Genomic DNA, 14,749 nt, shown 5'->3' with positions numbered 1-14,749 from the left:
GAGATTTTGATGAAGACGAGCAGATTTAGCGAACCCCAAATCCTTGCCATCCTGCGCCAGGCAGAAGGCGGCGTTCCGGTGCCGGAGTTATGCCGGGAACATGGAATGAGCACCGCCTCCTTTTACAAGTGGCGTTCGAAGTATGGCGGTATGGACGCCTCTATGATCAGCCAGATGAAGGCTCTGGAGGATGAGAACCGTCGGCTGAAGAAGATGTATGCGGAGATGAGCATGCAGGCGGAACTGCTGAAGGAGGCTTTGGGAAAAAAATGACACGGCCATCTCAACGCCGAGAGATGGCCGGGAAAGCTGTGGCGTTGCGCGGGGTGAGCATTGCACTTGCCTGCCGCACCTTCGAGGTCAGCGAGACCTGCTATCGTTACAGCGCCAAGCTGAACGACGAGAACGAGCAGATCGCCGATCTCCTGATCGGGCTGACGCGGGCAAAGAAGACCTGGGGCTTTGGCCTGTGCTTTCTATACCTGCGGAATGTCCGAGGACATCGCTGGAACCACAAGCGCGTCTACCGCATCTACCGCGAGCTGGAGTTAAACCTCAGGATCAAGCCACGCAAGCGTTTGAGGCGGGACAAACCCGACGCTCTGACTGTGCCGGATGCGCCTAACCTGGTCTGGTCAATGGATTTCATGGCGGATCGTTTGGAGGATGGTCGGCAATTCCGACTGTTGAATGTCCTGGACGACTTCAACCGCGAGGGACTGGGCATCGAGGTGGACTTTTCGCTGCCTGCTGAACGCGTCATCCGCAGCCTGAACCAGATCATCGAATGGCGAGGCAGACCATTCGCCATTCGTGTGGATAACGGACCTGAGTATGTCAGCGGCAAACTGATGGAATGGGCCGAAAAGCAAGGAATTGCCTTGAGCCACATTCAGCCCGGAAAGCCGCAACAGAATGCCTATGTCGAGCGCTACAACCGCACCGTCCGACATGAATGGCTTGATCAACACATCATCGAAAGCATTGAGGAGGCGCAGGAATTCGCCACGCAGTGGCTATGGACCTACAACAACGAACGGCCCAATATGGGCATCGGCGGCATCACACCCGCCCAGAAACTGAAAATGGCCGCGTGAATTCTACTGCGAAGCCCCGTTCAAAACGGGGGGATTACCGTCCCGTCGCTGGGACGCAGGCTTGGCAAGGTCGTGTGTAGTGCTGTGACCGCTTCGGCGAAGCACGCTTTCTAGATTGACCTGTCGGCTTGTTGATCTGATGGCATAGTGTGGCGGTCTTCGTGCTGACCACGGACAGAAGCATGGCCTCAGCGACGAGATAATCATTCAGAGGGACTTGACGAACAAAGGCCCATTACAGAAGCATTACAGTTGCATTTTAGTTTTCAGATGAGCTCGTCGAGCGGCGGCCTGATGGGCTCGCCTCCAGCATGACCATGCGATGATGTAGGCTGGCTTTATGCGACGCTTGGCAAGCCTGGTGGCAATGCGCCGGATTTCCTGGACGGACCAGCGGATCAGATCTTGATGGTCGGCATCCTCGGTCTTTTTTGGGGTGTCGCGTCGTTGGCGCGGTACCGGATCACTGCCAGCATGGCGAATGCGAGCATGACGAGGGAGACGTGGCGATGCCAGCCATGCCATGATCGGGTCTCATTGTGATCGAGACCAAGCTCGTTTTTGGCAGTCTCGAAGCTGTCTTCGATCGCCCAACGATGGCCTTCCACCGTCACCAGCTTTTCCATGGACGTGCCAACCGGGCACCATGTGGAGAAGAAAGCAAGATCGCCATCGGCGATGCTGCGGCGGATCAGCAGTCCGCGTGTCCAGATACCGGGGAATGCCGCGTCGAAAACATCGGCGTCGAGATCGGCCAGTTCGAGATATGCCCAATCATGCAACCGTGCGCCTTTTGTGCCATCGCCTGCCGACAGGCGTCGCCAGAAATTCTCAGGCAGGGCTTCAGCGATGTCCTTCGCCGTGCCGGCCACAGCAAGCGGCTTACCCCAGGAGCGGAAGGGATGGTTGGCGTTCACGCCCAGCACATAGCCCTTGGCGGCTCGCTTGAGTGCCATTTCGATGTCGCCCACGCCATAAACACTATCGGCAGCCACCCAGGAAAACGGCGCATCCGAAGCGATCGCCCGCTCGATCATCGTGAGCGCCAATGCCGGCTTGGTCAGAAAGCCGATATTGTCCGGCACATGGGTCCTGGCCATACGTTCCCGGTCATCCGTCCAGGCTTTCGGCAGATAGAGTGCCCGGTCGATGAAGGCATGACCATGCAGGGAGACATACGATGCGAACACGCCGATCTGGCAATTGGTGATCTTGCCCGCCGAACCTGTATATTGCCGACCGACCCCGCAGGACGCCTTGCCTTGCTTGAGAAAACCAGTCTCGTCGATCACCAGGACTGCATCAGGATCAGCCAGTGTCTCAAGGACATAGCCACGAACGATGTCGCGCAAAGCATCCGCATCCCAGTGTCCCCGGCCCAAAATCGCCTGTTGCCGCCACGGGCCGGGATCGCCAGCCGCTTCCGCGCGCATCCATCCCGTCTTGCGCCGCTCGTCACCCAGCAAGCCGTCCAGAAAAAGGTTTGCCGATGCGGCAACGCGCTCCTGCGTAAACAATCCGCTCATACGACCCTTCACCTCGCGCAGCGAGGATGCCCAAAGCTCCAGCGTCGTCTCTATCGATGCACCAATCATCCATGACCTCCGAATCATGGAGACCTATAGATTCAGGCAATGCAAATAAATGCAACTGTAATGTTAGGCCACTCGGCTAACACTCTTCTGACGCGAGAAGAAATTCTCCCTGCCTGAAGCAAGGCATGACGAAACGGCGCGCCGCGTAATGGACGGAGCTCGCCGTAGCGATTGGTGATGCGCAACCACCTTCCGGCGCGGTCGCGATCTCGCTGCTTGGTCAGGTTTTGCTCCGCGCGGATGACCAGTAAGTGCGCAGTCTAGTACCACGAGCGCGATCTGTGTAAATTTCGTAGCGCCGCCGATTGTGCAGTTCCGCTTTGTCGTGGTCCGCCCGTCATCGACATGTCCGATACTCCTGTCGCCTTTGTCTGTATTGAGACGCAGGCGTATGTGATACGCGCTCCCTGATTATTGAGCCAACCGGCCGAAAAGTAACCATAAAGCGTTCGATTTGACTAAAGCAGCCGTAATTGGCACGAGCCTTGAATCTTCCAATCGGCGGCGGCGAGTTGCCGAGCTGTTTTATATCGCCGAACTCCAATTGATGGGCCGAGGAGGGGAGGAACATGTGAGTGCTACGTGAGATCGGGCTACGGAAAGAGGCGATCGGCGAGTCCACCGCCTCGCGAATTCTGAACGACCTACAGTCTCACTGGAATACACACGTCACCACGCAGCTAGTGCTTCAAACGGTGCGTAACTGATTATATACTGTGGTCACCTTGGAACAACGCGATGGAGCTCAAAGTGAACGGAGAAATCTCGGCGATCTCAAATGTAATGTCGGATTTTTTTTCAGAGACATCTAGCGCGACAAGCAAGGACGCCCTGTTGTTATCATTTGGCAAGATTTCACGATACTTTGGATTTACCAGCTTTGCGATCTCCGGGATACCATCGCCTAACGAGCGTATCGATCCCTATTTGTTTTTCAGCGATTGGTCAGGGGAGTGGTTCGACCGCTATTTGGAAGGCAACTTCGTACACATCGACCCAGTGGTCCACCTCAGCAAAACATGCGATCGCGCATTTATATGGTCGGAGGTTCTGATAAATCAAAAGCTCGATCGACAGGGCCGGCGGGTCATGAACGAGGCTAGCGAATTCAAGATGATCGATGGCTACACCATTCCTTTGCATACCGCCGCTGGATTTCAGTCGATAGTCAGCTTTGGAGCTGAAAAGGTGGACTTATCGAACACCGCTAGAAGAGCTCTGTATGTGTTATCAGCTTACGCGCATAGTTTGCTTCGTGATCAGATCGTGAAAGACGCGAAACAAAAGGCTAAAGAACTTCCTAGGATTACAGCAAGAGAGCGCGAGATCATACATTGGTGCGCCGCTGGTAAGACGGCGATAGAGATCGCTAAGATCCTGGGGCGATCGCATCGAACAATTCAAAATGAGGTTTTCAACGTTCAACGAAAGCTCGATGTCGTAAATACACCTCAGATGGTCGCCGAAAGTTTTCGGTTCGGAATAATTCGCTAAAGTCAATGCCAGAGGCACAACTGCTCAAATGCGGCGATACCCAAGGCGCTATATGGAGTGACGCTTAGTTTTGACGCTATCAGTGAATCTGTGCGCAATTGATGGAGCAAGTTCCGGGCTGGCCTATATTAAACGGCGAGTAGATGCCGACTCCTCTGAGGTGGATCCGCCTACTAAGGACCAGAGCAAACAGGAGTTCAGTTGCCTGTCGGATCAGGGCACATCCACACTACTAGGAGACAGGATGTGCCCGGACGCTGTTGCGTGCCGCGCGGGGTTCGCGAGTTATTGCTTATCGCCAGACGGCACCTCTAAATTGGCCCGTTGCATCCTTCGGAGTGATGCCGGAGAGATCGCAGTGGTTGGCATTATCCGGTCGCGAGGCTTGAATGAGTCTCGCGCTCTTAACCGGTGCCTGGATCATGCAATAGGCGTTGAACCGTGCGGGCAGTCCAAGCAGTGTATTGGCAAGATTGCCGTTTGGCCTGCAGTTGACGCTTGCCCCTTCCATGCGCCCAGACGGATCCACAGGCTCACCGCTGAAGTCGCATGTCTTGCCTGTTGGCGTGCCCGGAGCACCGACCGGGCCGGCGAGGGTGACGCCGCGTATAACCACTCCCGTGGTCACGGGATTTACGCCGATCTTTGCCTTGTGATGGTCTGCTGCTGCGACTGTCTGCGCTGCGGTGACGGCCAGCCCAAAAACCCAAGCGAATCCTAGCATTCTTACTGTCGGAAACATTACAATTTCTCCTCTTTACGGATCGGTCGAATGCGATCCATTGCCACTTACGCTTCGTGAAAAGGAAAGACTTAGTGAAGTCTTATCGCGATTTACCGAAACTTGATGAGGTAATTGACGGCAACATTCCTGGGGCGCGTTTCAGAAGCTGTACGCGCGCGGGATTCCGGTGAGCCTGTAGACTTGCTGGAAATGGATGTTCCCGCGGCACTCCCCTGCTGCGAAATTCCCGACGGCGTCGTCACCCCGTAGGAATGCGAATGGGTCTGCATTGCATCGCACTGAAGCGACCCAACAATGTTTGAGACATTGTTGCCGGTCGGATCCAGTCGCTGTTTTGCATCAGGGTCTATTCCCGCGCCGGCATCAAAGCCACGTAGGAACAGCCCGCGATAGTCCGGGATACGAAACTCCAGACCCGTCCCCGAATTCCGTTCTCCATAGAGACCCCCGATCACGGAATAGAGTTCCGGATAGGCGAGCGTACTAAGATAGCGCCCGTCGCAAAGCATCCAGCCCTGAGCCTCGACGTAGTTGAGAGGAGCGTTGGCCTTTGTTCCCGCCGTTGCGCCCGAGCTTGCGCAGGCCGCATTTGCCCAGATCGTGTTCTGCGAACCCGACACCGGATCGACTTGGCCTGCAAAAGGGCACACAGTACCGATAGGAGGTCCTGAGAACATTGTTCCGTCCTTTGATTAAGATGCTTGTTCGGAAGCGAGTGCCTACGCCAATTGCATCAGGAGCTGGCACTCCCTTCCCTGGGGCTCCGTCCAATTTACGGAGCGACACCTAACCGCAGCGGCCGTCAGGCCGGACTGATATCCCAGGTATTGGTTTCATCCAGAACCCCTACAAGATTGAACACAGCGGAGGGAAATTTGGCCTCCTTTGTTTGGGTAATGGTGTCGATGCTGAGAACTGTGCCGACTTTGACATTCGTTCCTGCGGCGATCCAATAGCTCGGAGTCGGCGTAAAGGTGTGTTGCAGATTGGTACCTGCTTGAACGACATACGTTCCCGTTCCGGACATTCCGATGCCGACTGAGAACCGACTGTTTGGGACAGTTGAGTCGTCGTTGATGAGTAGGGATCCGGAAGGCGGACCCTTGACCGAATTGGAGAGGCCGGGGCCACCCTTCAAGGAAAACGTTGTCGTGTTCTGACCGTCGGGGCTGCAGTCCTGAACGCCGGAAGCGAGAAAATCCACCCCGGCTATCAGTTCCCCAGTGTCGCTCCAGACGAAATTATATGCGATTTCCCAGGTAAACTTGATCTGGTTCCCGACGCGGATCTGGTACGGAGAGCAAAACCAAGCCAAGGAGAAAACGTCGGCGGACGGCTGCGGCATTTTTTGATATACGTAGAAGGTCCATGGCTGGGCCGATTGGTTCTTGAGTAGCAGAGAGTATTGCGTGCCCTGGGCGAGCGCTGCACTTGCGGACTGCGATGCACGAGCTTGATCGGTTATTTCTTTGTTGGCATAACTGACGTGCAAGGTCATTTCATTGTCCTTTCTGTGTGGATTGTCCGTTTGACGCTGGGCCGATCAAGTCGGCTCCATATAAATTGACATTAGCGCGTCACTCGACTTCAACTCTGTCGAGCGCTCATTCTCTGTAGCCACAAGCTATTTGCTATAATCATTGCTGCATGAGGTAAATGAGTAGATTTACTCTCTGGCGGCGACAGCATCGTAAGCCCAGATTTCATCTGGTGGACGCTCATGCAGGCTACGTTGTCGGTCGTGCAAAATTCATCAGACTCTGAAACTGAGTAGTTCTACTCATTTTTCAGCGGAAAGAGATCATACACACTGACTTCCGATGTGAGGTGGAGCGATGATCAAGATTTGCATTGGGCAGTCGGATGCGAACAGTGCCTTGATGGAGGAAATCTGGCGATTCCGGCATCAACAGTTCGTCGAACGACGGGGCTGGGAAGCACTGCGTAAGAGTGATGGGCGAGAAATCGATCAATTTGATCACGACAGCGCGATACATTTTGCGCTCCTCAAGAACGATACGATAATAGGGTATTCTCGATTACTTCCTACTATTCAGCCGCACCTTCTTTCAAACGTTTATCCCCAGATCATGAAAGGTCGGAACTGGCCACGCTCGCATGATGTTTTCGAATGGACGCGATGTGCCGTCACAGATGCGAAGGAGATGATTGACGGCGTTTCCGCGTCACGCGTCCTGATGGTTGGGGTGCTGGAATTCTGCCGTGCCGCCGGCATTTCATCGCTCATCGCACAAACGCACCCGAAGCTGATAAACTCACTCCTCGCTAGCGGTTGGCAAGCTCAGATGCTCTCAGAGGTCACAGTTTTCGATAATCAATTGATCGTGCCGATTGAAGTCAAACCGTCCCCATCGCAACAAACGCTGTTGGCGACTTGAGACGGCCGCGACTGCATTTTGCAGAAACTCACCTCCATGGAGGCAGCCTGCAATGTCCTTGCGCGCCGGGCGTAGCAGATCGCCTCCCTTCAGCGAAAGAGGAGGTTCGCACGCTCCGCAAGCCCCATGCTGCGCCCAAAGCTGCTGCTGTGACGTCTGTCAGTCCAATCGCGAAGTAGACCCGCGCCCAGGAAAGAAAACTGCAGCGGCGAAGGCGCAGCCAAGCGGCCACGCGAGGTTGAATCGGCACCGCTTGAGGTCGATGCCTTTACTGATCTGTTGAAGCTCGAAGAAGAAAATCAGAAGCTTCGCAAAGCCCTCGACGATCTCTAGGCGCGCCAGTGGAAAGTGCCGGTCGGCTTACCGGGGGCGGCCGTGCTCGACGCGGCTTGATCGCCATCGAGCAATCACAGCCAAGCGAGAAAGCGGCCCGCACTAGGCCATACACGGGAGTTGCGGAGCCGCCATTGGCTTTGATACCAAAAGATCAATCCAGCTTAGCAGTGAAGACGTAGCCCACGCCGCGCACGGCTTTGATGAATTGCGGCCTCTTCGGATCAGTCTCGATCTTTCGCGCAGCCGGACAATTTGGGCATCAATCGTCCGATCGAAAGCTTAGGTCTCAGCCCCTGGTTAAAGCCACCAGCAGGTCGCGGCCGAGAACCCTGCCCGTATGCCGAACAAAGATCGTCAGCGTCTCGAATTCGCCGGTCGTCAGTTCTACCTCCGCACCCTCGGGTCGAGTAGCTGGCGGCGATTGAGATTGAGCTTCTAACCCGCGAAACCGATGACTTGGTCGCTGACGGGCTCGGCATTGCGTGCCGACGATTGCCGCTGACGCAGGATCGACTTCAAACGCGTGGACTTCCCCGAGGTGGAAGGGTTTCGTCATGTAATCGTCCGAGCATGTCAGCATAATAATCGGGACATCGGACTGGGCGCAAATTTCTCCGGCGAGATCAAAGCCGTCCGAATCGCCGGGAAGGACGAGATCGAGCAGGATGGCATCGAAATTCTGATGACGCAGATATATCCGCATCTCGATCCCGTCGGAGGCGGAAGACACAGCGTAACCCTCTTCTTCGAAATAGTGCGTCAACATCATTCGAATGCGCGGATCGTCGACGACGACGAGAAGATGTGCACCATGCTGAGGTATTGCCATCGTCCATCCATCACGCCAATGCCTGTTACAGACCGTTTCCCAACTTGGTGACGCCGCAATGCCACCCATGTTAAACATCGTGCGAAAAGCAGATTAATTGTCCCCATCCAAAAGCGGGGAGCAAAGACTGTGCCGCGGGAAGAGGATTTTCGCCCCGATCAGGAATCACCAATGTCGCGCTTTTCGGCTCGGAGCCGAATTGCCTGCTGGTGCTGGGGTTTTCAGCAATTTTGGCCGAGTGAATGGCGTCCGCGGCGACGACCCTCAGACTTCAAAGTCGAGGGTCTTCTTCGGGTGCCGCCGCCGCAGTCGCTTACGGATCGATGGCGGCCGCTCGGACCAATTGCCCGCTCCGTTAAGTGCTGTTGATGCCAACAATTCCGTTGGTCGCAGCCCTGGTTTCGTCACTTTCGGACCCGGACCAAGCAAAGAGGATCGAGTTCACAATCGGCAGAAATAACGATCCCGCCAACTTCTTCGATTGCTGCGCGGCGACAGTTCCATGTCAGCTAATTGGAGAGCTTTCGGTCGGCTTTTTGACGATGGCCAGGAATGGTGACGACCGGCGTGTTCACACCGTCGCAAATGCGGTCGAGGCAGTTTTCAGAACGCTGGGGCCGGGATCGACGAGCCTTCCATCAATTAACCTATTAGAGTTCAGACAAGGATTCAGGAAACAGAGAATTTGCGCTTGTGGCTCATCTTACAGCCGGTGGCGGATGGCAGGCGAGCGCCGCCATCCGCAGTGCCGATATAGTTACTGCGTGATCTGCGCAAGGCCGGCATCAAGCCGCTTGCGCACCATATTCGGCACTTTCGCGTTCTTGATCACGTCGAGGTTGGCCGGGTTATCGCCAACCTGGATCAGCGCGACCATACCCATGCCGACATGCGGAGTGCATTTCAGCACGTAAGCGCCCGGAATATCGAACTTCGCCTGGTACTGCTCGCTCGACTTGGACTTAAATTCAGGGACGCCGTCGGGAATGAGGCCCTTGAAGGTCTCGACATTGTGGCCCTTGTCCTTGGGAATGAAGGTTACGGTGTCGCCGGGAGCGATCTTGAGGAAGCCCGGCTCGAACACCATCGCGCCATCCGCACCTTTGTTCAGCATCTGAATCTGATGGTCGGCCGCCATCGACGGCGCGGCCGAAGCAATCAAGACTGCCGTAGCTGCGATCGGACAGAATTTCAAACGCATTGCATGTCTCCTGTTTCTTAAGTCGGTTTAGCCCCTTGAACACCTTTTAAGACATGCTGCGCCCGCTTCTTTGATGCGCGTCAAATCGAGAGGAAAAGCAGCCGGAGGATGATATTTGTCAGCGACCGGGCGGGCATGCAAAAGGGTAGGGAATCGAAGCACCAGGAACAATTATTCTTCTTCCCATTACGGCAAGCGTTTTCGCGCGTCTCATCTTGCGGTCGCGCATGGCGTCAAACTCGCCTCGGCGACATGGGCGCTCAACCTTGCTATTCGGCTCTCGGGCACTGGATCGGCTTCTGTCGCGGCTGCGGAAGTCCGGCTGTCGGCCTTAACTACTTTGCAGTATCTCAAGGGGCTGATCATCGGACTGACGATGATTCCTCCCGTACAGCAGTCATCGGCGACAACACCGGTCGCCCATTCGTTGGGGAAGTTGAAGCTGCGACAGTAATGGTCAAGGACGCTGTTAGTCACTTGCCCGTAGAGGTTCATGTCTTCGAACGCAGGTCAGCTCCCGGGATTAGCCGCGGGTTATTCTTCATTTTTGTCTGCCGTGAATGTCCTGTATTTGGCAACTGGTGCGGCCGCGCGCTCGCCGTTGCTTGCCTTGATAACTTGATTGTCGAACAAATCCCGCGGATCGTTTACCATCACCGCGAGGTTATGGCGCGTCGAACAGCCCAGCGGCTGGTCAACGTCATTGGGCAAAGTGCTGGACAATGACGGGCAGTCAGAAGGTCTCGCATCATAGACGATCGCCTCTATTCGCGCTGAATGGCCGCCCTCGTGTTGGTTAAATAACTGAATATTGGAAGCGTAGATGCCCATCTGTTTTGCCTGATGCACTGCCTCTGTGCTGAGCGGGGGCGACCCGCTGATTAGCAGATGAAGTGCGTCGCGCCGACCACCGCTGGCCCTCCCAAGGAAAATACGCAAGCGCTGCAGTTCGGAGGCGCGAAGGCTCTCTAGAATCAAGACGCTGGTCTCCTGCTGGATTATGGTGGGTGTCGATGGCTCAACATGGATCGGCGGGCTTGCGCAGCCACTCAGGCTTGCTGTTAGAGCGACTAGGTGAACTTTGCCCCGGAACGTCATTCGATGATAAAGCCGACACTGCTCTTGCCGCTTGGCATGCCAGTGCGGCCAGTAGCGCGGCTCTGCGGCAGACGTAGCGAATTCGATCCAGTGGCCCCCCCATCCAAGGGCGACGCCATCGTGGGTGCGCTCATCTGGTCCGGGTTTGACCCCGGTCTGACGATGTAAGGAGTGACCAGAATGACCAATTCCGACTCCTCTTTTTGAAACGACGACGAACGGAATAGGACGCCAAGGATCGGCACCTGACCGAGTCCGGGAAATGCACTGATATCATTGGTTACGGTATGCCTGATGAGCCCACCAATTGCAAAGCTCTGCCCACTGGCGAGTTCGACGACTGTATCGGCTCGGCGGGTAGAAATTGCGGGCACGGAAATTCCGCTGAATTGAACGGCACCTTGTGACGTGAGTTCACTGACTTCCGGCTTTACGCGAATATTTATCTGGTTGTTGCTGAGAACGGTGGGTATGAATTCCAGGCTAACGCCGAAGCGACGAAATTCAATTGAGACTTGCCCATTTTCCTGTGGGACAGGAACGGGGAATTCCCCGCCAGCGAGGAAGCTGGCGGTTTCGCCGGACATCGCAGTGAGATTCGGTTCCGCTAAGATGGAAGCGACGTGCTCCTTGGCCAGCGCGTCGAGAACCCCGCCGATGTTGATATTACCATCATTGTATCCAATTTCTGCTGTACCACCACCACTAGCGGCACCAGAGCTGGCGCCTCTACCGCCGCCGCCTAACAAACCCACCTTGAAACTTCCGATTTGCCCGAGGGCCGACAGGTTAATCCCAAGCTCCTTCATCGCGCCACGGGAGACCTCCGCTACCCGCACACTGAGATTCACCTGCAGCGACCCTGCGACCTTGATCTTATTGACCACCTGCGCACCGTCACCGAGAAATTGCTCGGTAATTCTTTTCGCAGTGTCGACGGCTTCGGCATCGGGCGCTGTACCACTAAGGATCGCGCCGCGCGGGGTGTACTTGACACGGATCGGATAGTCTCCGACCTGATCCCTCAACATGGCTCGCAGCTCGCCGATTGGATCCGTAACGACGATCTGCATCTGGGCGAGAGCCACGCCTCTGTCGTTCAAGGCGAACAGGGTAGTCCGCCCGGGTTTCTTGCCAAAGACGAAGATGGTTTCGCTCGAGGGTGCCTGGTAGTCCGCAATCGTCGGGTCGGCAACAAAGATCGTAGCGGCTGGCGCGGGGAGACGGACTGTCTGGCCGAGCGAAGAGGAGAGGTTTAGCGTGGCATTGATACTACTGGAAGTGGCACGCAGCGCCCCTTCATCCCCGCTGGTTTGGGCCGCGGTAGAGAGCGGAGATAACAGCATGAGCGCGCAGATGAGAGGGCCCAAGTAAAGACGACTAGGGGGCCTCGGTCCTCCGATGAGAGCCAGCGGCCGATGGGTGTCAGGATGATGAATTGGAACAATCTTCAAGGCAGTCTTTCTTTCACATTCGACCAATCATGCTGATACCGCGCCAGGCAATTCAAGAATGTAGCCAATGCCACGAACAGTCTTTATCTGTGGCGTCGCACCTGACCTACTCAGATGTCCACGTAAGCGATAAATCCCGACTTCGAGCGCGTTGGTAGTCACCTCCTCGTTGAACGAATAGAGGTGACCTTCCAGCTGCGCACGCGGCACGATGCGGCCGGCACGCTTAAGTAGATGCTCAAGAATACATAGCTCCCGACGTGCGATCGTCAGCCGATCACCTGCAACGGTAAGCGCTCGACTGATTGGGTCGAAGTTGAGATTTCCAAATACAAGGATGGGATCGGTCAACTGTATCGCCCGGCGCTGAATGGCCCGCATTCTAGCGATGAGCTCAACAGGAGAGACGGGCTTGCGCAGGAAATCGTCCGCGCCACCATTGAAAGAGGCAATTCGCTTCTCGCGATCGTCGAAGCAGCTCATAACGACGGCGGGAACTGAGTGGCCCTCGCTTCTTAGTTGCTTCAACCAGCCTAAGCCGTCGCCATCGGGCAGAACCAACTCCAGCAGGAGAATTTCATAGCTCGCGCAATGAAATGCACACGAGGCCTCCTCGAGAGTGCAAGCTACATCAACGGCAAACCCGCTATCCGCGAGCGCAGCAAGTACCGCGCGTGCAAGTTCCGCATGATGATCAACGAGTAGCGTTCGCATTTCGCCTCATAATCAAACTAGAAGAATCGGAGCAGGTCGCCGCCGGCTATTGAGCTAAGGTGACAGCAGAATTCACGCAACTCGTTGCCTTGGCACGAGCATGCAAACGCCGAAAAGCTCGCGGGCAGCAGCATGTGAAGACTATTGGATCGGAACCGTCGGTCGGCGGGCCCAAAACACTACCAACCTCCCTGATGATTTTTTCTAGCATCGATTCTCCTCAGTGCGGCCCAAGGTCTACGAGCTCCGGCATTGTCCAGGTGCCCATCGTTCGGATGGTTGAAAGGGTTATCTTCGAGAAGCGGTTTAGAAAAATCCATTCTTTCAATCAGTTACATTCAGGGGGTGGATGCATGCCGCAGGCTCTATCCCAGCGTGAGCTGCTGTCCACACGCTGCTCGGGGCTGAACGCCAGTCTTCTGGTCAGCGGGATCGATCCCGACGGGATGCGGCCGCTGGTCGAAACCGGCTGAACGGAAAGGGCTATTTGGAGGCCGGGCGAACAAATCGTCCGCAACAGCGCGCCATACCGTCGCCGGCAATACGAAAGCCATTCGCCCCATGGCGACGGGCATTGTTGCTTAACGACCGGCACTTGGCGCGTGGCTTGGCCTAGTGCTGTATCAGCAATTAAGTCCGTCTATTCGACGCAAACGCGATGAACATATTTGCGCAGGTTAGGCGCGCGCGCAGTTCCGGGATTGTCGGCGAGCAAACCAAGATTCGCCAAACCTTTAGCCGCAAGTTAAGGCACGGGCGACGTCGCGGCGGTCTGACCAATAAAGCGGGACTTCTCTCGCCCATGCTCTGAGCAAACTGGGCCGCACGCGCGTCATCGTGTGGAAGTCTGCCTGGCTCCGCATTGTACTCCATCAGGCCACACTACAGTTGCACACCGGCTGGCTAATCGATACCACGATCATGCACATGCACATGCACATGCACCTGCAATCGCAGATCGCTCCCGTGCAACTCAAGGCTAGCCCGCAGGCGAACGGGTTCGAAGCACCCGTCGGGGAAATCCTCCCGCGTCAGAACGGGCATGTTCGTCCGCTGGCAACCTCCATAGACGACGTTTTCCCGGCATTCATCTCGACGGACGAAGCTGTAATGTTGAGCAAGGGGGCGGCAGCTCGAGCCAGAGCGCTGCGCCGATTTGGAAGGGGTCTTAGAGAGGCTATCGGAGTTTGCGTCGGTGTCGCACGGTCTGCTCGCAAAGCTAAGCGACCACCGAACAACTGCCGACCTCCATTAGATCTGTTGGGCCAGATCGAAGACGGTGCGTGGATCACTGCGGAGAGGTCGTCCACCTCCTAGAACTGCAGCCGGAGTTGCCAGCCATCGCTCCATGGCCGGCCTCGGCGGAGACCCTGGGCCAGCTACTCGCGCGCTTGGATGAACTTTTGCAGATCGATCTTGCTGATGAACAAAGGGCCGTCTTCCAAGGGCGTCAGTCGAAATCCCACCGCGGGCGGGCCGATGCATGCCCGTCAGCTGACAACGCTGTATGACGCCGCCTTCACCGCCTATCACGTTAAGTCTAATGAAAAGCGGGGCTACAATCGGAAGCGGCAGGACGCTTGCGTTGCAATTTACCGCGTCAAGCTTTCCCCAGCGTTCACCCGCGTCATCCGTTTGCCCACACGGAGCACCGGCAAATGCTGGCTGCTCGACAAGGAAGGTAGTTCAGGCAAGCCGGTTTGGCAAAGAGCTAGTGCGCTTCTATCTGATAAATAAGGGCCCGTTTCAACCACTTTCGACATGCGCATCGAGGGTATCCATCCGAG

The 14,749-nt window shown here is 56.0% G+C and carries 12 protein-coding genes and 1 pseudogene; 4 read left to right on the top strand and 9 right to left on the bottom strand.

The window, feature by feature from the left end; genetic code table 11:
- The first annotated feature begins 9 nt into the window (after positions 1-9).
- Positions 10-1,097, top strand: a protein-coding gene (locus NMA58_RS31070) for an IS3 family transposase (protein WP_416068687.1) whose coding sequence is annotated in 2 segments (ribosomal slippage) — positions 10-259 and positions 259-1,097 — 1,089 coding nt in all. Because the reading frame shifts where the segments join, the coding sequence is not laid out codon by codon here.
- A gap of 398 nt (positions 1,098-1,495) precedes the next feature.
- Here the strand turns inward: NMA58_RS31070 and NMA58_RS31065 are convergent.
- Positions 1,496-2,710 carry an IS701 family transposase gene (locus NMA58_RS31065; RefSeq protein WP_416068529.1) on the bottom strand — a complete coding sequence of 405 codons (1,215 nt, stop codon included), beginning with the start codon at positions 2,708-2,710 and terminating at the stop codon, positions 1,496-1,498.
- A 732-nt stretch (positions 2,711-3,442) separates the two neighbouring features.
- Here NMA58_RS31065 and NMA58_RS31060 point away from each other — a divergent pair.
- Positions 3,443-4,186: a helix-turn-helix transcriptional regulator gene (locus NMA58_RS31060; protein ID WP_416068773.1), complete on the top strand. Its 744-nt coding sequence runs from the start codon at positions 3,443-3,445 to the stop codon at positions 4,184-4,186.
- A gap of 292 nt (positions 4,187-4,478) precedes the next feature.
- On the opposite strand, the gene NMA58_RS31055 is transcribed toward NMA58_RS31060, so the two are convergent.
- The 3 genes from NMA58_RS31055 to NMA58_RS31045 form a co-directional block, all read right to left on the bottom strand.
- Positions 4,479-4,928 (bottom strand): protein rhiC, encoded by a 450-nt coding sequence (locus NMA58_RS31055; RefSeq protein WP_430961189.1) that lies wholly within the window; start codon positions 4,926-4,928, stop codon positions 4,479-4,481.
- Positions 4,929-5,020: 92 nt separating this feature from the next.
- The gene (locus tag NMA58_RS31050) at positions 5,021-5,608 is read right to left on the bottom strand and encodes a phage tail protein (protein WP_416068689.1); all 588 of its coding nucleotides are present in this window, start codon (positions 5,606-5,608) and stop codon (positions 5,021-5,023) included.
- Positions 5,609-5,733: 125 nt separating this feature from the next.
- Positions 5,734-6,429 (bottom strand): protein rhiA, encoded by a 696-nt coding sequence (locus NMA58_RS31045; protein ID WP_416068690.1) that lies wholly within the window; start codon positions 6,427-6,429, stop codon positions 5,734-5,736.
- A 337-nt stretch (positions 6,430-6,766) separates the two neighbouring features.
- On the opposite strand from NMA58_RS31045, the gene NMA58_RS31040 reads away from it, so the two are divergent.
- The gene (locus tag NMA58_RS31040) at positions 6,767-7,330 is read left to right on the top strand and encodes an acyl-homoserine-lactone synthase (RefSeq protein ID WP_416068691.1); all 564 of its coding nucleotides are present in this window, start codon (positions 6,767-6,769) and stop codon (positions 7,328-7,330) included.
- Between the two features lie 487 nt (positions 7,331-7,817).
- Here NMA58_RS31040 and NMA58_RS31035 read toward each other — a convergent pair.
- From NMA58_RS31035 to NMA58_RS31015, 5 genes and pseudogenes are all read right to left on the bottom strand, one after another.
- Positions 7,818-8,495: pseudogene (locus NMA58_RS31035) on the bottom strand (winged helix-turn-helix domain-containing protein).
- 757 nt (positions 8,496-9,252) lie between these two features.
- Positions 9,253-9,696, bottom strand: a complete 444-nt coding sequence (locus tag NMA58_RS31030; protein ID WP_416068692.1) for a pseudoazurin — start codon at positions 9,694-9,696, stop codon at positions 9,253-9,255.
- 534 nt (positions 9,697-10,230) lie between these two features.
- Positions 10,231-10,794 carry a CpaD family pilus assembly lipoprotein gene (locus tag NMA58_RS31025; protein WP_416068693.1) on the bottom strand — a complete coding sequence of 188 codons (564 nt, stop codon included), beginning with the start codon at positions 10,792-10,794 and terminating at the stop codon, positions 10,231-10,233.
- Positions 10,791-12,248, bottom strand: a complete 1,458-nt coding sequence (locus NMA58_RS31020; RefSeq protein ID WP_416068694.1) for a type II and III secretion system protein family protein — start codon at positions 12,246-12,248, stop codon at positions 10,791-10,793. Before NMA58_RS31020 ends, NMA58_RS31025 begins: the two co-directional genes overlap by 4 nt.
- Positions 12,249-12,275: 27 nt before the next feature.
- Complete coding sequence (locus NMA58_RS31015; protein WP_416068695.1) at positions 12,276-12,962, bottom strand: response regulator; 687 nt, start codon at positions 12,960-12,962, stop codon at positions 12,276-12,278.
- Positions 12,963-14,378: 1,416 nt separating this feature from the next.
- Here NMA58_RS31015 and NMA58_RS31010 point away from each other — a divergent pair.
- On the top strand, positions 14,379-14,699 hold the full coding sequence (locus NMA58_RS31010; RefSeq protein WP_416068696.1) for a hypothetical protein: 321 nt from the start codon (positions 14,379-14,381) through the stop codon (positions 14,697-14,699).
- Positions 14,700-14,749: the final 50 nt, after the last annotated feature.

The organism is Rhizobium sp. YTUHZ045 (genome assembly GCF_051124255.1).
GTDB lineage: Bacteria > Pseudomonadota > Alphaproteobacteria > Rhizobiales > Rhizobiaceae > Rhizobium.
Note: the sequence above shows the minus strand (reverse complement) of the source record. Positions and strands in the feature narration are given on the sequence as shown.